General features: G+C 51.1%; 33 protein-coding genes. 27 read left to right on the plus strand and 6 right to left on the minus strand.

Going from position 1 to position 21,747, the window contains the following annotated elements; translation table 11 throughout:
- The first annotated feature begins 26 nt into the window (after nt 1-26).
- From rimI to WKI47_RS22150, 3 genes are read left to right on the plus strand one after another with little or no spacing between them, the layout of a single operon-like run.
- Nucleotides 27-554 (plus strand): ribosomal protein S18-alanine N-acetyltransferase, encoded by a 528-nt coding sequence (gene rimI / locus WKI47_RS22140; RefSeq protein WP_340229364.1) that lies wholly within the window; start codon nt 27-29, stop codon nt 552-554.
- Between the two features lie 5 nt (nt 555-559).
- Entirely contained in the window at nt 560-1,639 is a 1,080-nt protein-coding gene (gene tsaD, locus WKI47_RS22145; RefSeq protein WP_340229365.1) for a tRNA (adenosine(37)-N6)-threonylcarbamoyltransferase complex transferase subunit TsaD, read from the plus strand.
- 39 nt (nt 1,640-1,678) lie between these two features.
- Nucleotides 1,679-1,834, plus strand: coding sequence for a hypothetical protein (locus tag WKI47_RS22150; protein ID WP_340229366.1), 156 nt, complete (start codon nt 1,679-1,681; stop codon nt 1,832-1,834).
- A gap of 412 nt (nt 1,835-2,246) precedes the next feature.
- On the opposite strand, the gene WKI47_RS22155 is transcribed toward WKI47_RS22150, so the two are convergent.
- Nucleotides 2,247-4,223 (minus strand): ABC-F family ATP-binding cassette domain-containing protein, encoded by a 1,977-nt coding sequence (locus tag WKI47_RS22155; RefSeq protein ID WP_340229367.1) that lies wholly within the window; start codon nt 4,221-4,223, stop codon nt 2,247-2,249.
- Between the two features lie 198 nt (nt 4,224-4,421).
- On the opposite strand from WKI47_RS22155, the gene WKI47_RS22160 reads away from it, so the two are divergent.
- The 4 genes from WKI47_RS22160 to groL all read left to right on the plus strand — a co-directional run bounded on the left by WKI47_RS22160 (nt 4,422) and on the right by groL (nt 7,852).
- Complete coding sequence (locus tag WKI47_RS22160; RefSeq protein WP_340229368.1) at nt 4,422-5,060, plus strand: 5-formyltetrahydrofolate cyclo-ligase; 639 nt, start codon at nt 4,422-4,424, stop codon at nt 5,058-5,060.
- A gap of 105 nt (nt 5,061-5,165) precedes the next feature.
- The gene (locus WKI47_RS22165; protein ID WP_340229369.1) at nt 5,166-5,651 is read left to right on the plus strand and encodes a MogA/MoaB family molybdenum cofactor biosynthesis protein; all 486 of its coding nucleotides are present in this window, start codon (nt 5,166-5,168) and stop codon (nt 5,649-5,651) included.
- A gap of 215 nt (nt 5,652-5,866) precedes the next feature.
- Entirely contained in the window at nt 5,867-6,148 is a 282-nt protein-coding gene (groES, locus tag WKI47_RS22170; protein ID WP_340229370.1) for a co-chaperone GroES, read from the plus strand.
- Nucleotides 6,149-6,223: 75 nt separating this feature from the next.
- Nucleotides 6,224-7,852: a chaperonin GroEL gene (gene groL / locus WKI47_RS22175; protein WP_340229371.1), complete on the plus strand. Its 1,629-nt coding sequence runs from the start codon at nt 6,224-6,226 to the stop codon at nt 7,850-7,852.
- Between the two features lie 68 nt (nt 7,853-7,920).
- Here the strand turns inward: groL and WKI47_RS22180 are convergent, their stop codons facing one another.
- The 3 genes from WKI47_RS22180 to WKI47_RS22190 form a co-directional block, all read right to left on the minus strand.
- Nucleotides 7,921-9,066, minus strand: coding sequence for a tyrosine-type recombinase/integrase (locus WKI47_RS22180; RefSeq protein WP_340229372.1), 1,146 nt, complete (start codon nt 9,064-9,066; stop codon nt 7,921-7,923).
- Nucleotides 9,067-9,170: 104 nt separating this feature from the next.
- Nucleotides 9,171-9,671, minus strand: coding sequence for an ImmA/IrrE family metallo-endopeptidase (locus WKI47_RS22185; RefSeq protein WP_340229373.1), 501 nt, complete (start codon nt 9,669-9,671; stop codon nt 9,171-9,173).
- The gene (locus WKI47_RS22190) at nt 9,668-10,126 is read right to left on the minus strand and encodes a helix-turn-helix transcriptional regulator (protein ID WP_340229374.1); all 459 of its coding nucleotides are present in this window, start codon (nt 10,124-10,126) and stop codon (nt 9,668-9,670) included. The genes WKI47_RS22185 and WKI47_RS22190 overlap by 4 nt, the downstream gene beginning before the upstream one ends.
- Before the next feature lie 163 nt (nt 10,127-10,289).
- Here WKI47_RS22190 and WKI47_RS22195 point away from each other — a divergent pair, with 163 nt between their 5' ends.
- From WKI47_RS22195 to WKI47_RS22255, 13 genes are all read left to right on the plus strand, one after another.
- Nucleotides 10,290-10,523, plus strand: a complete 234-nt coding sequence (locus WKI47_RS22195) for a helix-turn-helix transcriptional regulator (RefSeq protein WP_340229375.1) — start codon at nt 10,290-10,292, stop codon at nt 10,521-10,523.
- Between the two features lie 26 nt (nt 10,524-10,549).
- Nucleotides 10,550-10,759 carry a helix-turn-helix domain-containing protein gene (locus tag WKI47_RS22200; RefSeq protein WP_340229376.1) on the plus strand — a complete coding sequence of 70 codons (210 nt, stop codon included), beginning with the start codon at nt 10,550-10,552 and terminating at the stop codon, nt 10,757-10,759.
- Nucleotides 10,756-11,091 carry a hypothetical protein gene (locus WKI47_RS22205; protein ID WP_340229377.1) on the plus strand — a complete coding sequence of 112 codons (336 nt, stop codon included), beginning with the start codon at nt 10,756-10,758 and terminating at the stop codon, nt 11,089-11,091. The genes WKI47_RS22200 and WKI47_RS22205 overlap by 4 nt, the downstream gene beginning before the upstream one ends.
- Nucleotides 11,088-11,732 carry a Rha family transcriptional regulator gene (locus WKI47_RS22210; RefSeq protein WP_340229378.1) on the plus strand — a complete coding sequence of 215 codons (645 nt, stop codon included), beginning with the start codon at nt 11,088-11,090 and terminating at the stop codon, nt 11,730-11,732. The genes WKI47_RS22205 and WKI47_RS22210 overlap by 4 nt, the downstream gene beginning before the upstream one ends.
- A complete protein-coding gene (locus WKI47_RS22215; RefSeq protein WP_340229379.1) occupies nt 11,732-11,887 on the plus strand; it encodes a hypothetical protein in 156 nt (51 codons plus the stop codon). The genes WKI47_RS22210 and WKI47_RS22215 overlap by 1 nt, the downstream gene beginning before the upstream one ends.
- A 71-nt stretch (nt 11,888-11,958) precedes the next feature.
- Entirely contained in the window at nt 11,959-12,342 is a 384-nt protein-coding gene (locus WKI47_RS22220) for a hypothetical protein (protein WP_340229380.1), read from the plus strand.
- Nucleotides 12,335-13,225 (plus strand): DNA replication protein DnaD, encoded by an 891-nt coding sequence (locus tag WKI47_RS22225; protein ID WP_340229381.1) that lies wholly within the window; start codon nt 12,335-12,337, stop codon nt 13,223-13,225. The genes WKI47_RS22220 and WKI47_RS22225 overlap by 8 nt, the downstream gene beginning before the upstream one ends.
- 255 nt (nt 13,226-13,480) lie before the next feature.
- A complete protein-coding gene (locus WKI47_RS22230; RefSeq protein WP_340229382.1) occupies nt 13,481-13,714 on the plus strand; it encodes a hypothetical protein in 234 nt (77 codons plus the stop codon).
- On the plus strand, nt 13,708-13,923 hold the full coding sequence (locus WKI47_RS22235; RefSeq protein WP_340229383.1) for a hypothetical protein: 216 nt from the start codon (nt 13,708-13,710) through the stop codon (nt 13,921-13,923). Before WKI47_RS22230 ends, WKI47_RS22235 begins: the two co-directional genes overlap by 7 nt.
- Entirely contained in the window at nt 13,920-14,171 is a 252-nt protein-coding gene (locus tag WKI47_RS22240) for a helix-turn-helix domain containing protein (RefSeq protein WP_340229384.1), read from the plus strand. The genes WKI47_RS22235 and WKI47_RS22240 overlap by 4 nt, the downstream gene beginning before the upstream one ends.
- Nucleotides 14,172-14,290: 119 nt before the next feature.
- Nucleotides 14,291-14,914: a DNA (cytosine-5-)-methyltransferase gene (locus tag WKI47_RS22245; protein ID WP_340229706.1), complete on the plus strand. Its 624-nt coding sequence runs from the start codon at nt 14,291-14,293 to the stop codon at nt 14,912-14,914.
- The gene (locus WKI47_RS22250) at nt 14,889-15,245 is read left to right on the plus strand and encodes a hypothetical protein (RefSeq protein ID WP_340229385.1); all 357 of its coding nucleotides are present in this window, start codon (nt 14,889-14,891) and stop codon (nt 15,243-15,245) included. The genes WKI47_RS22245 and WKI47_RS22250 overlap by 26 nt, the downstream gene beginning before the upstream one ends.
- Nucleotides 15,246-15,249: 4 nt before the next feature.
- Nucleotides 15,250-15,555, plus strand: coding sequence for a hypothetical protein (locus tag WKI47_RS22255; protein ID WP_340229386.1), 306 nt, complete (start codon nt 15,250-15,252; stop codon nt 15,553-15,555).
- 223 nt (nt 15,556-15,778) lie between these two features.
- Here WKI47_RS22255 and WKI47_RS22260 read toward each other — a convergent pair whose 3' ends face one another.
- Together WKI47_RS22260 and WKI47_RS22265 are read right to left on the minus strand one after the other, a co-directional pair.
- A complete protein-coding gene (locus tag WKI47_RS22260) occupies nt 15,779-16,081 on the minus strand; it encodes a helix-turn-helix transcriptional regulator (protein ID WP_340229387.1) in 303 nt (100 codons plus the stop codon).
- Between the two features lie 76 nt (nt 16,082-16,157).
- Complete coding sequence (locus WKI47_RS22265; RefSeq protein WP_340229388.1) at nt 16,158-16,505, minus strand: type II toxin-antitoxin system RelE/ParE family toxin; 348 nt, start codon at nt 16,503-16,505, stop codon at nt 16,158-16,160.
- A gap of 139 nt (nt 16,506-16,644) precedes the next feature.
- On the opposite strand from WKI47_RS22265, the gene WKI47_RS22270 reads away from it, so the two are divergent.
- From WKI47_RS22270 to WKI47_RS22300, 7 genes are all read left to right on the plus strand, one after another.
- Nucleotides 16,645-17,286, plus strand: a complete 642-nt coding sequence (locus WKI47_RS22270; RefSeq protein WP_340229389.1) for an RNA polymerase subunit sigma-24 — start codon at nt 16,645-16,647, stop codon at nt 17,284-17,286.
- 244 nt (nt 17,287-17,530) lie between these two features.
- The gene (locus tag WKI47_RS22275; protein ID WP_340229390.1) at nt 17,531-18,190 is read left to right on the plus strand and encodes a hypothetical protein; all 660 of its coding nucleotides are present in this window, start codon (nt 17,531-17,533) and stop codon (nt 18,188-18,190) included.
- 111 nt (nt 18,191-18,301) lie between these two features.
- Nucleotides 18,302-18,505, plus strand: coding sequence for a sporulation protein Cse60 (locus WKI47_RS22280; RefSeq protein WP_340229391.1), 204 nt, complete (start codon nt 18,302-18,304; stop codon nt 18,503-18,505).
- Nucleotides 18,506-18,571: 66 nt separating this feature from the next.
- Nucleotides 18,572-18,805, plus strand: coding sequence for a hypothetical protein (locus WKI47_RS22285; protein WP_340229392.1), 234 nt, complete (start codon nt 18,572-18,574; stop codon nt 18,803-18,805).
- Entirely contained in the window at nt 18,805-19,173 is a 369-nt protein-coding gene (locus WKI47_RS22290; protein ID WP_340229393.1) for an HNH endonuclease signature motif containing protein, read from the plus strand. The genes WKI47_RS22285 and WKI47_RS22290 overlap by 1 nt, the downstream gene beginning before the upstream one ends.
- A gap of 148 nt (nt 19,174-19,321) precedes the next feature.
- Nucleotides 19,322-19,951: a terminase gene (locus WKI47_RS22295; RefSeq protein ID WP_340229394.1), complete on the plus strand. Its 630-nt coding sequence runs from the start codon at nt 19,322-19,324 to the stop codon at nt 19,949-19,951.
- A 34-nt stretch (nt 19,952-19,985) separates the two neighbouring features.
- Nucleotides 19,986-21,707 carry a terminase large subunit gene (locus WKI47_RS22300; RefSeq protein WP_340229707.1) on the plus strand — a complete coding sequence of 574 codons (1,722 nt, stop codon included), beginning with the start codon at nt 19,986-19,988 and terminating at the stop codon, nt 21,705-21,707.
- The last annotated feature ends 40 nt before the right edge of the window (nt 21,708-21,747 follow it).

Consider the following 21,747-nt stretch of genomic DNA (forward strand, 5'->3'; position numbering starts at 1 on the left):
ACACACAAAAAAGGGGGCCGCATTATATGCAGCATCGAGAAACCGAATCGGCAGAGCCTTCGGGCCGGCCGTCTGTCACCTTTCGCGCCATGCGGCTCGAAGATATCCCGGATGTGATGGTCATCGAGCACGAATCTTTTTCGCTGCCGTGGACGGAGCAAGCTTTCCGCAGCGAGATGACCATGAACCATTTTGCCCGCTACGTGATGATGGAAGTCGACGGCGTTCCTGCCGGATACGCAGGTATGTGGACGGTCGTCGACGAAGCGCATATTACGAATATCGCGGTACGTACCGCATACCGAGGACGCAAGCTGGGCGAGCAATTGTTGAGTGAGCTGCTCGATATGGCGCAAGCGCTGGAACTTGAACGGGCGACGCTTGAAGTTCGAGTCAGCAATGACGTGGCCCGCAATCTGTATATCAAAATGGGATTTCGGGAAATCGGAATCCGCAAAGGGTATTATTCCGATAACAACGAGGATGCCGTCATTATGTGGATTGATCTTAAGGACCATCCGCGAACGGCCGGAAATACGGAAGGAAGCGTGTAAGAAGCATGAATAAGGTGTCAAATGAAAAAGCTCGGCCTGTACAAGACAAAGACGTGTACATGCTGGCGGTAGAAACAAGCTGCGATGAGACATCGGTCGCAGTCGTCAAGAACGGCCGCGAGGTGCTGGTGAATCTCGTGGCAAGCCAGATCGAAACGCATAAAGCTTTCGGCGGAGTCGTGCCTGAGGTAGCATCGCGGCAGCATGTGGAGTGCATCACGTTGCTGCTCGAACAGGCAATCGCCGAGTCCGGGCTTCAGCCGGACGAGTTGGACGCGATCGCGGTTACGGAAGGTCCCGGACTGGTCGGTGCGCTGCTGGTCGGCATCATGGCGGCGAAAGCGTTGGCTTTTGCGCTGGACAAGCCGTTAATCGGCACGCATCATATCGCCGGACATATCTATGCCAACCAATTGATCGCAGACGTGCAATACCCGGCAATCGCGTTGGTCGTTTCCGGCGGTCATACAGAGATTGTGCGGATGGAGAGCGAAGGACGTTTTGAAGTCATGGGGCAGACGCGTGACGATGCGGTCGGCGAAGCTTACGATAAAGTGGCGCGCGCGCTGGGTTTCCCGTATCCGGGCGGTCCTCATGTCGATAAAGCGGCCCAGGCTTCCGAATCTACCGTGACGCTGCCGAGGGTATGGCTCGAAGAAGGCTCTTACGATTTCAGCTTGAGCGGTTTGAAATCGGCCGTGCTGAATCTGGTCAATCAGAGTCGCATGAAAGGCGAAGAAGTCGATAAAGGCGGCATCGCGCGAGGATTTCAGGAGTCCGTGGTCGAGGTGCTGGTTGCCAAAGCGATCCGTGCCGTGCACGAGTTCGGCGCGAAGCAGCTGCTGCTGTGCGGCGGCGTTGCGGCGAACGGCGGCTTGAGGAGCGCGTTGACGGCACGATGTGAGGCAGAAAGCATTCCGCTGCTGATCCCTCCGATGAAGTATTGCACGGATAATGCGGCAATGATCGGAGCGGCAGCCTATGTGAAATGGACGCGCGGCGAAGTCAGCGATTTGTATATCAAAGGAGAGCCGGGGATGTCGCTGGAAGACTGGTCGGTCGAAGCAACCGCTAGCCGCTCTTAATCCGATCCGCTATGTCCGAACGTGAAAGGAGGCCGCGGGATGAATATTAAAGCCCAGATCGAACGCATAAACCTGATCGATTATATGCGTGCAGGCAGGCTGGAAAGTCTTGTTGAGGCTTTCCGGATAAAAAGTTCTATAGATGAGCTGAAGTCCGAAGCGGACGCGGTCTGGCGAAACGGGGAGATTACCTAAAGCACTTGGCTACCTTTTAAAAGTATCCTTGCGAACGCGATTTGCGTTTGACGGGATATTTTTTATTACGGAAATCCATTAGAGACTTTTACGCACATTTTACTTCTGCTTGTCAATCCCTGAATAAACTTATCCACATATCCCCTTCGAATAGTGGATAACCGCTTCAAAGTCCCGCCAAACGCCATCTTCATTTTGTTTGCAAAAGGGGATATGTTTTTCAAATCACAAACTTTAAATCTGTGGATAACGTGGATAAGTAAGTGGATAAAATTGGTTTGAAGTTAAAAAAGGCCGTAAGAAAACAAAAAAACCGACCAAAAAGGCCGGTAAGATAGCGAGTTAACTCTATTTTCTGTGGATAAGACGGTGGATAACAGGGATAGATGAAAAAGTGCCTTGACAAAAAAAATTATTCCGCCGCCAAGGTTTCCCATTCATCGAAAGCAGCGGCAAGCTCTGTCTTGTTGGTATCGATCGACAATTGACGTTCTTGAATCGCCATGTAATCTTCGTAAATTTCCGGAAGTGTCAACTCCAGTTCAAGTGCCGCTATGGCGCTCTCCAATTCGGCGATCAACACTTCCAGCTGCTCCAGACGACGTTGACGATTACGTTCTTCGCGCTTGGCCTGTTTGCTTTCCTCGAATGACGCCTGTGTATTTTTTGAATCGTCCACTGCTTCGTTGGCGACCGCCGAGGCTGCGCTGAACGCGGAAGGCTTCGGGCGGTTGCCGCTCAGTACGGCTGCTTCGCGCGCGATTTCTTCCAGTTCCAGCTTTTTCTCCACATAGTCGTCGTAGTTGCCGAGGTAGCCGTCAATGCCGTTCGGGCTCAACTCGATCACGCGTTCGGCCATTTTGTTGAGGAAATAACGGTCGTGGGAGATGAACAGCAGCGTGCCGTCAAAGTCCATCAAAGCCGATTCCAAAACTTCTTTGCTGTACAGATCCAAGTGGTTGGTCGGCTCATCGAGTACAAGCGTATTGGCTTCGAGCAGCATCAGCTTGGACAGCAGCACGCGTGCTTTTTCCCCGCCACTAAGTGCCGAGATTTTTTTCAATACGTCTTCGCCGCTGAACAGGAAGCTGCCGAGCACCGTGCGGATACGGGCTTCTTCCATATGCGGATAAGTGCCCCATAGCTCTTCCAATACCGTGTTCTGCGGGTTCAACGTATCTTGATCCTGATCGTAGTAGCCGATTTGGATTTTAGCTCCCCAGGTGATTCGGCCTTCGTCCGGTTGACGCTTGCCGATCAACGTTTTGAGCAGGGTGGATTTGCCGACGCCGTTGGGTCCGATCAACGCAACCGTCTCGCCGCGGCTCAGCGCGAACGAAGCGTTCCGGAACAGCTTGTCTTTGCCTTCATAGGAAGCGGACAGTCCGTCGACGTGCAGCACGTCTTTGCCGGAGCTATAAGCAGACTGGAACGAGAAGTTGGCCCGTTTCAGATCGCCCGCCGGGCGGTCAAGACGCTCCATTTTCTCCAGCGCTTTACGCCTGCTTTGCGCACGCTTGGTGGTGGAGGCCCGGACGATATTTTGCTGAACGAACGCTTCCATTTTCGCGATCTCGCCTTGCTGCTTTTCATACTGCTTCAGGTCGGCTTCGTATTCGGCGGCTTTGACCTCGGTATAGCGGCTGTAATTGCCCGTGTATCGACGTGCGCGGTGACGTTCGATCTCCACGATCGCCGTGACCGTTTTGTCCAGGAAATAGCGGTCGTGGGACACGATCAGCAGGCCGCCTTCATAACTTCGCAAATAGTCCTCCAGCCAGGTTAGCGTCTCGATATCCAGATGGTTGGTCGGTTCGTCGAGCATGAGCAGGTCGGGCGCTTGCAGCAGCATTTTCGCCAAAGCCAACCGGGTGCGCTGGCCGCCGCTGAGCGTCGAGACGATGGTAGCCGGGTCGAATTCGCCGAAGCCCATGCCGTGCAGCACGCTGCGGATTTTGGTGCCGATCTCGTAACCGCCGCGGTCTCTGAACCAGTCGGAGCGCATCGCGTAGCGGTTAAGCAGATCCTGGTACGCTTTGTCTTGTTCGGAGTGGGATGAACCTTCGGTGATTTCCAGCTCCATCTCGCGGATTTCTTTCTCGGCATCGAGCAAATCGGCGAACACATCCAGCATTTCCTCTTGTATGGTCCGATCCGACTGCAAGCCGCTGTTTTGGGCCAGATAGCCGAGCGTCGTTTCTTTGTTTTTAAAAATCTGACCTTCGTCATGAGACATTTCTCCGGCCAGAATTTTGAGCAATGTCGATTTGCCTGCGCCGTTTACGCCGACCAGGCCGATTCGTTCGCGTTCAAGCACTTGAAACGTAATGCCTTCCAAGATGCTCTGAACGCCGTATCTTTTGGTAATTCCCGTAGCTTGCAGTAGCATGATTCTGTATCCTCCATTGCTTCTCGCAGGTCTTTTATTTTTTTATTTTACATTAATAGCGCCGAAAAACCAAAAGGAAGCAGGACATTTAAGTAGAAAAAGCCACCTAGGGGACTCAAGCGCCCTGTCAGCGGTGGTTATTTGCGCAAAACAATGATAAACTTGAGCATGTGAGAACAAAAAAGAGAACAGAAGAGAATGCGGGAGGCGAGCGGTATCGAACCTGTAGCGGATAAGGTGGAGCTTCGGCGCCGAATGGAGCGAATCAGGGAGGAACTGCCACAATCGCTGCGTCCGTTATGTTCAACCACCGTATGCGGATTGGCTGCAAGTCGGCTGGGTGCACTGCGCGAACGCAAAGGAAAGCCTTTGGTCGTGCTTGGCTATCTGTCTTTTCGCAGTGAGCTGGATGTACGTCCGCTGCTGGCCGAGTGCCGACTGCGCGGCGATATTGTTCTGGCACCGCGGATCGAAAAAGGAACCCGCCGCATGCGGCTGCTTGAAATGAGCGATGCAACAGACGAAGCGTCGGGCAGTTGGAGTATTCCGGAACCGAAGCCAGAACTGCCGGAGTGGCCGGAAGAGCGGCTTGGCGATATCGACGTGGTCTTGGTACCGGGATTGGCCTTCGATCTTAAAGGAGGGCGGATCGGTTACGGGGGCGGCTTCTATGATCGTTTGGCTCAGCGTTTCCAAGTTGCCGGGGCAAAACCCGGATACTGGGCTCTGGCCTTCGATGAACAGGTTGTGGAGGAAGTACCGATGGAGCCGCACGACTTTCGGCTGGAACTTCTGATTGTGCCGGCCGGCATGACGAATATGACAGGAAATGCCTGAACATCCGACTGTCGGCTTTGCAGCGCCATATAGATTTAGAAATGAATGTATCTTTGCGTAATACGCCAGGAGCAAGAAGAGTGATGGATGAGAAGAGGTGACCTCATGCTGTGGAAAGTGGCAGTCTTGACAGCCAGCGATAAGGGAGCACGAGGCGAGCGGGAGGATACGAGCGCGCAGGTGATCCGGGAACTGGTGGAAGAAGAAGTAGGCGGAGAGATTATCGAATACCGGATCGTACCCGACGAACTGGACGAGATTATGGCTGCATTGATCGAAATGACCGATTATTTTCAAGCCGATCTGGTCCTCACGACCGGAGGTACGGAACTGGCCAACCGCGACGTGACGCCGGAAGCGACCAAGCGTGTCATCGAGCGGGAAGTACCGGGCATGGCGGAAGCGATGCGGATGAACGTGATGCAAAAAAACCGCGCGGCGATGCTGTTCCGCGGCATTTGCGGGATTCGCGGACGTACGCTGATCGTCAACCTGCCGGGAACGCCGAAAGGCGTGCACGAGAACTTTGCAGCGATCATGGATCAACTGCCGGAAGCCCTGTTGATGGTGACGGGCCAATACCGACAGTAGGCGGCAGAACAGGCCCTTGCGGCCTTTGACAGGCACGCCGTACAAGAAGGACGACCCTATGTAGTGCAGGGAGTCTTTTTTTGTGCGGGGGGACTTGAAATTTTGCGGAGAGACTAGTAATATAAAACTTGGCTGTTAGCACTTTGGGTTGTCGAGTGCTAACGATAAAAATCAATGCTTGTCTCAATTTAACCTTTACAAGGAGGCTATTTTTCATGATTAAACCTTTGGGTGAACGCGTACTCGTAGAACCAATCCAGCAGGAGGAAACGACTTCGTTCGGCATCGTGCTTCCGGATGCATCGAAAGAGAAGCCGCAAGAAGGCAAGGTTATCGCTGTAGGCAGCGGCATTCTGAAAGACGGCGTGCGCACTCCGCTCGAAGTCAAAGAAGGCGATCGTGTCCTGTTCTCCAAATATGCCGGAACCGAAGTGAAGTACGAAGGTAAAGAATACCTGATTATGAAAGAAAGCGACATTCACGCCATCTTGGCTTAAGTGTCATCCTTACACATAAGATGCTCGGTAACATCTGATCTGACTCATCCATAATTCCAGGGAGGTTATTCGATAATGGCTAAAGATATTCTGTTCGGAGAAGAAGCTCGTCGTTCGATGCTTCGCGGCGTGGACGCACTGGCAAACGCGGTAAAAGTAACACTCGGTCCAAAAGGACGCAACGTGGTACTGGAGAAAAAATTCGGTAGCCCGCTGATCACGAACGACGGCGTAACGATCGCAAAAGAAATCGAACTGGAAGACGCTTTTGAAAACATGGGCGCTCAACTGGTCAAAGAAGTCGCGACCAAAACGAACGACGTAGCCGGTGACGGTACGACTACGGCGACGGTTCTGGCTCAAGCGATGATTCGCGAAGGTCTGAAAAACGTAACGGCTGGCGCTAATCCAATGATCATCCGCAAAGGGATCGACAAAGCGGTAAAAGCGGCTGTTGTTGAACTGCAAAACATCGCGAAGCCGATCGAAGGCAAACAATCGATCGCTCAGGTTGCGGCAATCTCCGCAGCGGACGAAGAAGTCGGCGAACTGATTGCTGAAGCGATGGAAAAAGTGGGCAAAGACGGCGTAATCACGGTTGAAGAATCCCGCGGATTCGCAACGGAACTGGAAGTCGTGGAAGGCATGCAATTCGACCGCGGCTACATTTCCCCTTACATGATCACGGACACGGACAAGATGGAAGCGGTTCTGGAGAACCCATACATCCTGATCACCGATAAAAAAATCAGCACGACTCAGGACATCCTGCCGTTGCTGGAGAAAATCGTACAGCAAGGCCGCGCCCTCGTCATCATCGCTGAAGACGTAGAAGGCGAAGCGCTGCCAATGCTGGTTCTGAACAAACTGCGCGGCACGTTCAACGCGGTTGCCGTTAAAGCTCCTGGCTTCGGCGACCGTCGCGAAGCGATGCTGCAAGATATCGCGGCTCTGACAGGCGGCCAAGTGATCACGGAGAAGCTCGGCCTGGAACTGAAAGCAGCGACGCTGGATCAACTGGGTACGGCTCGTCAAGTACGCGTAACGAAAGAAAACACGACGATCGTAGACGGTGCCGGCGACAAATCCGATATCGATGCACGCGTGAACCAAATCCGTTCGCAACTGGAAGAAACAACTTCCGAGTTCGACAAAGAAAAACTGCAAGAGCGTCTGGCTAAATTGGCCGGCGGCGTAGCGGTTGTCAAAGTCGGCGCGGCAACGGAAACCGAACTCAAAGAACGCAAACTGCGGATCGAAGACGCGCTGAACGCAACTCGCGCAGCCGTTGAAGAAGGTATCGTATCCGGTGGTGGTACAGCCCTCGTGAACGTATACAAAGCGGTAGCTGCGGTAGAAGTATCCGGCGACGAAAAAACAGGCGTGAACATCGTTCTGCGCGCTCTGGAAGAGCCGATCCGCACAATCGCGGCTAACGCCGGCGAAGAAGGTTCCGTTATCGTGGACCGTCTGAAAAAAGAAGAAGTCGGCATTGGCTACAACGCTGCAACGGGCGAATGGGTCAACATGTTCGACGCAGGCATCGTAGACCCTGCGAAAGTTACGCGTTCCGCTCTGCAAAACGCGGCTTCCGTAGCGGCGATGTTCCTGACCACCGAATCCGTAATCGCGGACAAGCCGGAACCGGCCGGCGCGGCTGCTCCGGATATGGGCGGCATGGGCGGTATGGGCGGCATGATGTAAGTAAGGGCCACAAACCCTTGCTACATCTAGCACCGCTTTAATCGACAGATCAATAATTTAACGAATATTTAACGTAAGCCGTTCATGAGATCACTAAATCTCTGGGCGGCTTCTTTTTTGAGGTCTTGTGTAACGTGGGTATAGATGAGGCGTGTTACTTCGTCGTCCGCATGGCCTAATCGCTCCATGATTGAATCGAGCGTGGCACGAGCTTCCGCGAGAAGCGAAGTATGCGTGTGGCGGAAAGTGTGAGGAGTGAATGATTCACTCAAACCTGCAAGTTTATTTATGCGCTGCATTCGTAAGGCTATCACTTTCACAACGTCAGGATAACCCGGATTCTTTCGATTTCCTATGATCGCCGAAACGAATCCTCCGTCAAAATATTCAGGGGTACGCAGCTTAAATTCTGCTTGGCGAATTTTCAACGACTTTAGCAGCTTCATGACTTCGTCGTCCATAACGATTTTCCGAACCGAGCGCTTCGTCTTTGGAGTAAGCAATTCGAATGACAGTGGATTGTTCTTCGGATTATAAAGAGTCTTCGTTATCGAAATGATTCCTTTTTCGAAGTCCAAGTCCGACCATTTCAACGCGAGCAATTCCCCGACCCGTATGCCGCTATATGCCAAAAGACAGAAAAATTCGTAGTCCCGATCCAATCCTCGCTCTTCGGCAGTTTTGAGGAACTGCGCCAACTCATGCTTTTCCATATACTTTGGTAATTCAGCTTTGCCTTCGATCTGCTCGACGGTCTTTTTGCTCCGAGGAACGCGAGCAAATTCAGTTGGGTCCTTTTTGATGTATTCCATTTTTCTTGCATACTTGAATATCATCCGAGCCGTTCCGTGCAGGCCGCTCATCGTATTATCCGCGAACCCATCTTCTTCTTTAAGCTGCCTTAGCGCTTCCTGGTACTGGCCCGCCGAAATGTCTTTAATCCTGGCGAATTTGAGCCGCAAATTCAATCGACCGATTTCGTGCTTGCGTATTCGTATGGTCCCAGGCTTCAGTTCGGCATCAGCCGCGTAAGACTCCAACCATTCGTTTGCTATATCCGCGAACATAGCCTTGGAAGGATCGACAAATCCTACCGCTTGTACTTCCGCCAAGAATGTGACCTTCGCAGCCTCTGCCTCTTTCTTTGTAGAGAACCCGCCCTTGAATTTTTGTTTTCTTTTTCCGGTGGCGGGGTTAATTCCTACGTCCACCAAGAAGCCCCACTTCGCTCCGCATTTACATTTTTGAGCTTTTGGGCATTTGCATCCAGGCTTATAAACGTGTCCCTTCAAAGCATCCACCTCTCTTGTATTTTTGATTACTCCAATTTTGCAGAACAGACCACCTCCTTATAAGCGTGCGCGTAAGGCTCGATTACGAACAGTGGATCTAGGCAAAGGGTGTGTTCGTCGTCCAGCTCCACAAACAAGCCGTGCTTGTCCTTGTAGCGATCAACAGCCTCTTGTAAAAATACCTCAGCCACATCTAAATAGGCAGCCAAGTCGTATCTGCCGCTTATACGCGCGCGGTGAGCGTCGAGAAAACGAGAGAACGGGATAATTCGAATGTGGCCCCATTGCCGCGCGCGCACTTCTTGTCGTCTGCTGTTTAAGCTTCGGCTCAGCGAACGACCGACGCCTGTATAATGATGCCCTATTTCTTCGGCTAATATGCCGCTCTTTTCTCTACTTGTCAGCGAACGACGTATGCCGATGAGGTTTCCGTCAATAAGACCGCGAGCGCCGGAGCGGAATTCTCGCTCATAAACGATGAGCCCTAGCTGGAAAGATTCTTGGATAAGCTCCTCGTATAAATTCACTCGTTGTCACCTCGTTTTTTTCTATGATGCTCTTTCAGATCGGCGAGGTCTTGTTCCATTAAACCGATTTGTTCATCGGACATGTCGTCGTTATGTGCGGCCACAACTGTAAGGTGAGGTTTTTCGATACGGAAGTATTCCATATCGAGCACCGTGTTCACAGTATGTTTTCCCTTTTCGTCCAAGACTCTATATTTGTCGAGTAATGATCTTTCTGATTCGGATATGAGTGAATCATTTTGTTGGACGATTTCCTCCCATCCCATTATGTACGCTGGTGAACATTTCAAAATTTCCGCTAAAGCGGCTATAGTTTCGTGTTTGATATTTTTAATTTCCCCACTCTCGTAACGTTGGGTCGTTGCTTCTTTTACGCCGAGCCTTTCGGCTACTTCTGCTAAAGTCAATCCTAAAGCAAGTCGACGGCTTTTAATTCTTTGATTAATAGATGACATTTTAAACCACCTCTCTACACCTGATAGTAAAGTAAACTTACGCAATATGCAATTATTTTATTGCATTTCAAATAAAAACTTACGCAATACGTATTGACTCTTTTGCGAATACGATGCTATTATCGACTTACGCAATACGTAAGAATAATTGGAGGTGATTAGATTGGAATATAAAACAGACGTAGCTGCGCTCAAAAAGAAAATGATTGATAAGGACATTCCGACTATCGTCGCCTTGTCGGAAGCTTCAGGAATTAACAGAAATACGCTTTCCGCCGTATTTAAAGGCAAAGTTCAACCCTCGGCGGAAGTCATGAGAAAGCTTGTTGCTGTGCTGGGAATCCAGCCGGAAGAAGCAGGAAGAATTTTTTTTAGCCACAACTTACGTATTGCGTAAGTATTCCAGGGAAGGGGGAGAGCATTATGGAGAAGGAAAAACTACCGGCTATTTTAACGGCAGCCGACATCGCGGGTTATCTCAAGATTTCCCGCCGCCGCGTTTACGAATTCCTGCTGCTTGAACCAGAGCAGGGCGGCATTCGACACGCTAAATTCGGGGCTTCGAAAAGGATTGAAAGATCGGATTTCATTGATTGGGTCGAAAATCAGAAAACGGGAGGAAAAAGCAAATGACTGAAAACAAAATCAGCACAGCAAGTCTTGACGGAATTGAGGGCATCGTTTTCGGCTTACATGATGTCGGGATTGACCCGGAAGCGATCGGTGCGGTAGTTGTGTCGCTCCGTCGTATGTGGCAATGGTCGATGCAAGCGACGAAACTGCTCGATCGGCTCGAAGCGCAATACGTAATCCCGTTCACGCTTGACGAGCCGGAGCTGCCGCAGCGTCTGCTGGATGCGATTGAATCTGGACGGATCACGCTCAACAAGGCACGGGCCGGAGCCGGACTACCGCCGTACGATCCGCCAACAACGAAAATCGAATTCGAGGGGGAAGAAGAATGACTCAACTGGTCTACATCGAAAATGGAAAGACGGTAACAGACAGCCTTACGGTGGCGGAAACATTCGGAAAGCGGCATGCGGATGTGATGCGGAGCATTGTCCATATGGAATGCAGCGCCGAATTCACTGAACGCAATTTTGCGCTCAGTACCTACGCCGATCCATCCGGAAGATCGTTGCCGCGCTACATCATCACTCAGGACGGATTTTCTTTCTTGGCAATGGGATTTACAGGGAAAGAAGCCGCGCGTTTCAAGGAAATGTACATTCGGGAGTTTGGGAGAATGGCGCAGTTGAATAAGCCGGCAGCAGGAGGCGTTCAGGCGATCCTACAAGCTACCCAAAACCTGCTTAACAGCCAGTTGATTATCACCGAGCGGATGGAAGATGTGGAGCGTCGCCTCGACAACGAAATCACGCTGACAAGCGGGCAGCAGCGGACGCTACAACAAGCTGTCGCCAAGCGAGTATGCAGCGTTGAGTCGGACAAAGATTCTCGGCGTCCGATGTTCCAACAGCTCTACCGCGAAATCAAAGACCGCTGGCAGGTCGCCAGCTATAAGGACGTACGGAAGATTGATTTGCAGGATGCGCTCGCTTACGTAGCGGCATGGGTGCCGATCCAGCGGGAGGGAGCGTGATGGAAGGGATGCGCGTTTTGTCGAACTGTATGTTTTTTCTGATCTTCGAACGGCATCAGCGCGTACACGGCCGTGAAAAGATCGCCGCTCACGCCAAGCGGCAGCACGATCGTTACCGTGCACAGGCAGAAGAAATGGGCTTAATCCAAAAATAAAAGGTCCCGCGGCAACGGGACCCATTGGTAAACATCTACGGCAAGATTATCACGAAAGGAGCGAGCGCGCAATGAAAATCGAACACCGCCCGGTACCGAAGCCGGGCAAGACCCGCCGCAGCGCGCCGTCGCAGCGCCAGCTCGGCGAAATCGGCGATTCCGCGGACGTAGAACTTAAAGCGCGAAGTCTCGGTATCTGCGAACTCTGCGGCGAAGCCTGGGCGACGGAGCGTGCCCATCTGACCGGACGACGGCATATCAAGCACAAAACGTCCGCGTTGGATCTCGTACATCTCTGCAAAGAGTGCCACGTCTGGTTGGACGAAACGCCAACCGGAATTCGGGCGCGAAATCTTATGGCCGTGCTCATAAACTACGCTTCCGAAAGATTCCGGGAATTTCCCGGAACTTCCGAGAACGCGCAGGAAACGAAAGGAACGTTTGTCGATGGCTGAAAAACGAATGCTCTCCAAAGTAATCTCCATATCGGAAAAAGTAAACCTTCTGCCTGACATTTTTGACATGCTACTTTTCACTTGGATGATCCCTCATACGGACGATTTCGGTCGTATGGCCGGATCGCCCGCGAAGATCAAGGCGCTGGTCGTTCCGATGTTGGACAAAGGAATCGCTGATGTAGCGCGGTCTCTGGACGTTTTGGCCGACGCTGGACTGATTCTTCTTTACGAAGCGGAGGGCGATCGTGTCATCCAGATCGTGAATTTCGAGAAGCATCAATCTGGTCTGCACAAGCGAACAAAGCCCAAATTCCCCGCCCCGCCTACAGAAATTCCGGGAAATTCCGGGAACCGTCAGGAAATTCCCCTAGAAGAGAAGGGAAGAGAAGAGAAGGGAACTGAAGAGAAGGGAAGAGAAGGGGAAGGGAAAAGAACTCCGGCGTCGCCGGATTCGCCCCCTTCGGATGATGAACGAGATAAATTAAATCAACTCATTACACAATGTGACCTACAAAATATGAACCTTCACGCTCTTGAAAGGATTTATGCGTTTATCGGCATTGTTGAAACCGGAGTGATCGAAGCTTCCGTCAAAAAATCCAGTGGCAAGCATGTTAACTACGCGATCAAAACGTTAGAGGGCTGGGCGGCGGAAGGTAAAACGAGAACGGTTGATGTCATGCCCGCTCCGAACGTCGGCGAGAGACAGCGGAAAACGGGTGGCGCTGGAAGATCTGATAAACCGACACTTCCGATTATATCCAATAACGCCGCCGAAGCGCCGACGGACGAAGAGTTCGAGGCACGAATTCGGGCGGCAGAAGCGCGACGCGCGGACAAGCAGACCTCAGCCAGGGGGAAAGATGATGCTCCAATGTGAATCGTGTAGTTGGAATGGGAAGAAGGCAAAGACGATCAAAGCGACTGTACGTCTGCCCGAACGCACCGTATGCCCAGACTGCGGCGGCGGACGAATCATTCCGCTTCCGAAGAAGGCTGAGATCGGGCGCTGTACCGGATGTGGCGGATCAAGGTTCGGTCTGTTTTATCAGAATCACGAAATGACGCGGCGATGCCGTGCCTGCGGTACGCTGCTGAACCTGCACACGATGGCAGTTACGGAGGGACTTGGAAAATGAAACAAATTACTACGGCTATGTGTGAAACGGCAGAAGGCACACGCTTTTACAACAGGATCACCGATGCGATTCACACCGCGCAGATAAAAAATCAAAGCTACGTCGTTATCGAATTGCAGAGCGGCTGCGATTCGACAACCTTCGGTCTGTTATTTCGGAGCAAAGGCTTTCATGTCGAAGAGTGGAGCGGTATAGGAGGCGGTCCGGAACGGCTGTATATCGGATGGTAGTCGATCGAGAGTACGAACTGCGCAGGCTGCGCCGTCATCTGCACGTACAGGAGAACGCTGTAAAAGCCGCAGCGACCGAACGCAACCGATTGCGCGGTAAAAGCGTGCCCGCGGCGTGGAAGGCGCGCGCTGAGCGTGTATACGCCGAGGCGGTGGCTGGGCGGGACGGATTTATCAAAATGATTGAGGCATTGGAGGAGACGACATGAGTATGCAGCAGGAGCTGCGACGGGCAAACACCGATCTTGAACCGATCCATATTGCTTGTGAAGAACTCAATTTCACATGGAGAGAGCCGCAGCTTATCGCATTTCGGGAAATGTGGGCAGAAGGCCGGGACGTACGAGTGATTGCGCGCCGGCTTGGAAGAAAACCCGAAGAAGTCGCCATTCTGGTGATGGATCAGGCACGCATAGGTAACATTAAAAAGCGGCCGTCCGGAATCTTTGGGATATGAGTGCGTTGGCAACCGGATGCCCGGATTGTGGATCGGCAATGGAGCGTGACGGAGATCGGTACGCCTGCCCGGCCTGCGGACACCGTGGGGAGCAGGGAGCGCTCGCGATGCCGGGAATGATGCGGAAGCTCAGTCTGTTCAGCGGAATTGGCGGTATCGACCTGGCCGCCGAATGGGCAGGAATGGAGACGGTAGCGTTTTGCGAGCGGGAACCGTTTCCGCGCAAGGTGCTGGAAAAGCACTGGCCGGGCCGCCCGATCTACGACGACGTACGCACTCTGACACGCGAAAAATTAGAGGAGGATGGAATCATTGGACCAACCCGAACAATTGACCTTATTTCCGCCGGATATCCTTGCCAGCCTTTCTCCAACGCCGGGAAGCGAAGAGGCAAGGAGGATGACCGCCACCTCTGGCCGGAAGTTGCTCGACTCTTACGTGAGATCCGGCCCCGTTGGTTCCTTGGTGAAAATGTTGCTGGGCACATCACTTTGGGGCTCGACGACGTGCTTGATGAATTGGCAGACATCGGTTACGACACACAAACATTTGTTATTCCGGCTGCGAGTGTCGGTGCCCCGCATCAGAGATACCGAGTCTTCATTTTGGGCTACGCCGAACACAATGGATCATATGAACCAACGGTCGGACGAAGCTTTGCTGAGGATGGCAGTAACAACCGAGTTGGAGTTTGGAAAAAAAGGCGGACTGGCGAATATGGAAGACGGTATTCACGGGCTTAGACAGGAGATCGAGCGACTGAAAGTCCTGTTAGAAGAAAGAAATAAAAGAGTATCAGAATTGATTGATAAACACAAAGCGGAACTTTGGTCAGTAAAAATAAGTCGGCGTCCGGTAAAGCGAGACAAGGCCGTTGCGGAGTTGGAAGGCAAAGTTTGGGATCAGAAAGCGCGGATTGAGGAAGACGCAGAACTGATCCGTAATCAAGGCAAGGAGATTGAGCGGCTGCGGGCGGCACTGGAACAATTCGAGAAGATCCCGGTCGCGCGATCAAACGAAACAGCCATGCAGATGCGAGCGATTGCAAATGCAGCCTTGAAAGGAGCGGAATAAACCAATGACCAAACGAACGCGCGTGCCGCAGGAACTGAAAGACCTTGCCCGCAAACACGGAATAGCACCCAACCAGCTTTATAACCGGCTCCGCGCAAGGTGGAAACCGGAACTCGCTGCGACAACGCCAATTGGGGAGCAACCGAAAGATCGGTTCCTCGATAAGCCGGTTCGCCCGGCATCCGTATTTCCGGTAACAACCTATCACTGGACAGATCAACAGATTAATGATCGCCTGGCTGTGATCGGCGAGGACATAGAGCGGCACCGCGGACCCAGGCCGAAAAGCATCAAAAGGAGAACGCGATAATAAATGTAATTGAACGACTCAGCAAATGCAGAAAGTAACAGGTGTGAATCATTACGTTAAATGTATACAGCGTAAAGATCCATATTGAATCTAATAGCGGAGAGCGCAAAAAAAGAGAGCCTTTCGGCTCTCAAACATATAGAAAGAGGGGTATCAAAAGATCAAATCTTCAACACTAGCTACATCACAACGTCTCCTATATACCTATAAATTTTATTTCCTATTATGAATGGGATTCACCATTCGCTATTAATTCAATGCTGACATCTAGGGCAGAAGCTATTTTTAATATTGTATCTAGTTTAGGGATAGTATGCTCATTTTCGACTCGGGCTACTTGCGCTTGTGTGATGCCGGCTTTGGTAGCTACCTCCTGCTGAGTCAAGCCTAATACTTTTCTTCTCAGCATTAATTGGTTGACTATTTTAGCCATTCCCGAGATTGCTTTCTTCTCGACATCATTGAGAGATTTTATCTCTCGACGCGTTTGATCCCAAGTTAAGAATTCGTTTTTGAATGTACTCACTATGTCATGTCACCGCCTTTCGTTGTTTGTTAAAGGGAAAAGGTTGAGAAGGCTTTAGCCCCTCAACCAATCATTTTTAATTGTCGTGACGATTCATCCAATCTTTTTTACGACTGATTGCTCGGTCGATTTCATGGTCAGGAGTTTGATTAGTCTCTTTTCTGAAACAGGTCAATAAAACGATACTCCCTTCCCATTCGAAGTAGATGATTCGCCAACGTCCAGGACGTAGTTCTTTAACTCCGCCACGGAGAGGGCCCATGTGCGGTGGACCGTCTTTTATACGCTCCATTGCGTATGTAATTTGTTCCACATCGTATTTGGCCCTCACATTTCCCTTCGTAGCTTTAGCATCGAGTTCTTCTATGAAGTCCTTGACCTCCGAATTACCTCTGGCTGTAGTGTAGTAAATTTGATTTCCCATGATACATTCCTCTTTTCTGTATGTTTTTGTCAAAGAGCAAAGAGGTATCCTTTTCAAGGCTTTAACATATGCCCCGACCGCTTAAATATATCACAAAGCGCATATAATGTCAATATTGAATCAAAGGAGATTATTAGATATGTTAATTGAACAGAAAGTAGCTGAACAAATGGACCGGTACCGCTGGTTGAATGCCCGCATCCGAATCCTTGAAACCTATTCGATTGGCTCCGGCGTGCTCCTGCATACGATCTTTGAAGACGATCGTTTACAGGAACTACACGAGAAACTGAAAGGGCAGCCGTCTTACATGTACCTGAGTCCGCGCGAACAAGAGCTTGAAATGACGGCTCACATCAATCTGGAACGCTATCCGATTGGAATCTATGCGCAGGGGCGGGAGATCGAAGCCATAACAACGCCGCCGGAGAAGGAAGACCCACAGGGACACCGAGACGTGATTGAGCTTAAAAGGCGCATACAGCGCGTTGTCGAGGCACGCACTGGCGGAGTAGTGCGAAGCGGAACAATCGAAGAAGTGATCGACCGGATCGCCGAACTGCAAGAACTCCAAGCAGAGCGCGCAAATCTGGATAACGTGCTGGATGAAGTGTCTGACCTTAAGCCCGAATATACAGTGCTGCTCAAGTTGCGTTACGCAGAGCGTCGACAGGTGGCAGAAGTCGTGCGGCGTATGAATATTTCACGGAAGACTTATGACCGATACCGAGAGCGTGCCGTCGATGAATATGCCAAACTTGCAGGTCTGACGCATTCGTGACGCAAAAGAGACGCAAAGATGGCGCATTATCCTGCGAACGCATGTGCTAAACTGATATTGTGCCACAGATGGCAATCAACAGGCGACACGCTGGCTACAGGCATCCATACCCGTACGAGCGGCGTGCCGCTTCATACCTTTTCGACTCCTTCTGATCCGTCCGTAACTTGGGCGGGTTTTTGTTGTTGACTAACTAGTAATCTGGGATTAGATTACTAAATATCAAGAAGGAGGAGACGAAAATATGAGCTTGTATGTATGTGTATATGTTCCAAATGGGCTGGTCATTTCTGCTGATAGTAGAACAACAGGGAGTGGGTACGTGCATTCAGATCGGACCAACAAAGTTTTTTTGCTTTTTGAAAGAATAGGAATAGCAACTACCGGAAATGCCTATGCCGGAACAAAGTCAATTGAACAATGCGTGAAAGAATTCGAAATGCGTCATGAAGGTTTTAAAGAGGAACATCCGTATACAATTTGTTTAAATTTGAAAAGTTACTTAGAAGAGATTCCTGGAATTGGCTCAGTGAACTTTCTGGTATGCGCTTATGACGGAACCGAACCCTACGTTTATGCATTTAACACTTTTAAAAAGTATAGCGATAATGAAGAACTTCAAAGAACGAATCTAAATGACGACGAATCTGCATTGGCTTACGGGGTTACGAGGAATGGAGATATCGAGATCGCAAATCGACTTATCAATCCAGACTACTTGCCGCAGTTCACCATAATGAATTTACAAGATGCTATTGACTACTCAAGACATCTAATCCGGGCAACGATAGATCAAATGAGGTTTGAACCAAGAGCGGCAACTGTAGGCGGCCCTATAGATACCTTACTTATCGAACCCGGTGGTTCGAGATATATTAAAAAGAAACAACTTACAGCAGATTAACCCATCAACAGTCGCCTAACTGGACAGCTCCTTTATTTTGGATCAGACACCAAGCAAAGGAATTATCTCCCTTCTGTCGAATTAGTAAGGTGAGAGGGAGGTGAAAACCATATGCAATATGTAGAATATATCGAAGCTTCCAATGCTCCGGATCTCCAAAAGGAAGTTAATAGTTTCTTGCAGCGACTTGAGGGGCGCGAAGTCATAGATATTAAGTTCGATGTAATTGAATTTGGCGGCGGGTATAGAAATTATTGCGCACAGGTGCAATACGGAAATAAGCCAAACAATATAGGTAGAAACCCTGTGAGATAAATTAAGTCGAAAGCGAAGGCACTCCGCGGAGTGCCTTTTTATTATGCCGAAAGGAGCTGATACACGATGGATACAAAAGGAATCATGGTACGGATCAGTACGGCCGAGTGGATCAATCCGGCAATCGAACGGATTGCCAAGATGGGAGAGGATCTGGTCGAGCTCGGTGTACCTGTTGAAGCAGCGCAACAAGCGTGCGAGTCCGCGGCACAGGAAGTGGTCGGTGTCAGTGTGCAAGTCAGCAACCCTCGACAATCTGTCGCTGGGTTCCAGCCGGAAGGATTGGAGAGCCGAGGCTGATGCCGCTCAAGAAGTTCTGTCGGAAGCCAGGATGCAAGCAGGTAGTGGCTGGCGGTGGGTACTGCGATCAGCATCAGCAGCCAGCTCACAGCTATGACCAGCAGCGGGGCACGGCGGCGCAGCGAGGCTACGGCCACGAGTGGCGCAAGGCTCGGGCAGTCTACCTACAGCAGCATCCGTTGTGCGCTGAGTGTGAGCGTGCTGGTAGAGTCCAAGCCGCGACCGTAGTCGACCACGTGGTTCCGTACCGCGGCGATCGCACGCTGTTCTGGGATCGAGCCAACTGGCAGCCGCTTTGCGCGACACATCACAGCGAGAAGACTGCGAAGGAAGACGGCGGGTTCGGCAATCCTGGCTTAAAAATCTAAAATTTTTTCTTTTATTTTTTTCTAAAATTTTCCCGAAACCCCCGGGGCCGGTCAAATCTCTGGAAAATCCAGCCGGGCTAGACCACGCTGCCCTTTATTTGCGTAAAAAGTCGGGAAATGAAACTTTTCAGAATTGAGGTGTTGCGAAATGGGCCGTAATGGAAAACCGATCGGCCTTCACTTGGCGGAGGGCAACCCAAGCCGGCTCACGAAAGAAGAGATCCGGCAGCGTCAGGAATCGGAAGTGAAATTGGGGGCAGATGAACTCTCGAAGATCAAAGCGCCGGCGATCGTGAACAAAGATAAGATAGCGAAGCGGCATTGGACTGCGCTGATGAAGGATTACAAAGCGGCAGCCGAGAATGGCGTCGTGCTTTTGACGTCCGCCGACATTGGCGTGCTGGCGATGTACTGCCGGACATACGCCGAATACGAGCACCTGCTTGATGCTCGGCAGCGAATCCAGAATATCGAAGTCAACGAGTCCGTTTTTGACGATTACTTCGATAAGATTTTCGAACAGGCGGAAGCGGACGACATCGACCCGAGAGCTTTCGGAATCAAAGCGCAGCAATATCTTGCGCAGCTCGCCAGCATCGACGGTATTCTCCGGATCGAAACGGCGATCAACAAGAAAATGGATTCGCTGCTTAAGATGCAGGATCGACTATTCTTGAACCCGTTATCGAAGGTGAAGAACGTGCCGAAGTCAGAAACGAAGAAGCCGGACGAGAAGCCGAGCAAGTTCGGAAAGTTTGGCGGCGCTCGAAGTGGTTAATCCGCAAATCTATCCGTACAATACGGCGGCCGAGTTGGATCGCGTAACGGCTTATGCGCTTGAAGTAATCGAAGGTCGGATCGTCGCCGGCAAGACACAGCGTCAGGCGTGCGAACGGCATATGCGCGATCTGGAAAGACAAGGAACGAAAGACTTTCCATACCGATTCGATCCAGATAAAGCGCAAGAAATCATTGATTTCGCCGAATCGTTGACGCTGGCCGAAGGCGATGACCCGGCGCCTTTAAGATTATGGGGGTTCCAAGACTTCATTTTGGGGAGTTGGAACGGCTGGTTGCGCATGGACGGCTACCGACGATTCCGCACATCGTACGTTCAGGTAGCGCGGCAGAACGGGAAGTCCGTCAAGAATGCGGTACCGGCGCTTTTTTATTCCAATTTCGACGGTTACAAATACCCACAAGTTTACTGTACGGCGACCAAAGAGGCACAGGCTCGGATCGTCCTCAAAGAATGTATCAAGTTCATCAATGCGGAGCCGGAGTTATCGGGTGATCAGTACACCGACGGAATGTTCACGATCAAGGATTACAAGAGCACAATCGAATGTAACGTATCGCAGGGAGAAATCAGAGCGCTCGGGCGCGATACAAAATCTATCGACGGATTCCGCCCTTACTTCGGCAGCGTGGACGAATATCATATGCACAAGGATAACCAAATGTATAAACTGCTGACGGGCGGCACGAAAAAATTAAAACAATGCCTCGTGTCCGTCATCACGACGGCAGGGTTCGACATCAATTCGCCTTGCTTCGAGCTGTACGAATATTGCAAACTCATTCTCGATCAGGCTCATAGCGATGAAACACAATTCGTATTCATCTGCGAAATGGACAAGGAAGATGATATTTGGGATGAGTCGAACTGGCCGAAGCCAAATCCTCTTTGGACAGAACAAACGTTGGAAAGCCTGCGGGATGAAGCTACAAAAGCGAAGCAGATGCAGGGCAGCGAGCTGCGGGACTTTATGACAAAAGGGCTTAATACCTGGGTGCAATTCGCTGACAACCAGTACATGAATATGGAGCACTGGCGGGCCTGCGAGTCTGACACAACCCTCGCAGACATGGAGGGGCGCGAGTGTTATTTGGGACTCGATCTTTCGTCCGGCGGCGACTTGACGACCGGAAACTTGGAGTTCCCGATCGACGAAGACGGCGTACGGAAATTTTTCATCGACTCCCACAGCTTCATGCCGGCAGCGCGGATCGACGAGCATGTGAGGACGGACCACGCTCCATATGACATGTGGATTCGGGATGGACTGATCACACCGACCGAGACGCTGGGTGGCGTCAAGACGGATTACAAATACATTCTGGCTTATTACCGGGACGTCATAAAAAAACACGACCTCAAACTCAAAGGCATCGCTTATGACCCTCATAACGCGGATGCCTTTTTGTCTGACTTGGAAGAGTTCGGCGTCGATCTGATCGAGGTCGTGCAGAGCGCACGCAGCCTGAACGATGCCACGGTCGATTTCCGGTTGGAGGTCGAGGCCGGGAACGTGATTTACGACAAGCGTAACAAGTTGCTGACCTGGTCAATGGCAAACGCTAAGACAACGAGCAACAGCTTCGGCGAAATCAAGATCGACAAGGACCCACGGTCCAAGACGCGCCGGATCGACCCGGTGGACGCCGTGATTGATTCGCACAAACTGACACTGGCTTTGGCGTCCAAAAGCACACGATCTGTGTACGAGGAACGTGGAATTCGAACGATTTAATCGGAATTCAGCACGAAAAGGGGGTGAAAACACTGAAAAT

The sequence above is a fragment of the Saccharibacillus sacchari genome (assembly GCF_037722395.1).
Classification (GTDB): domain Bacteria; phylum Bacillota; class Bacilli; order Paenibacillales; family Paenibacillaceae; genus Saccharibacillus; species Saccharibacillus sacchari_A.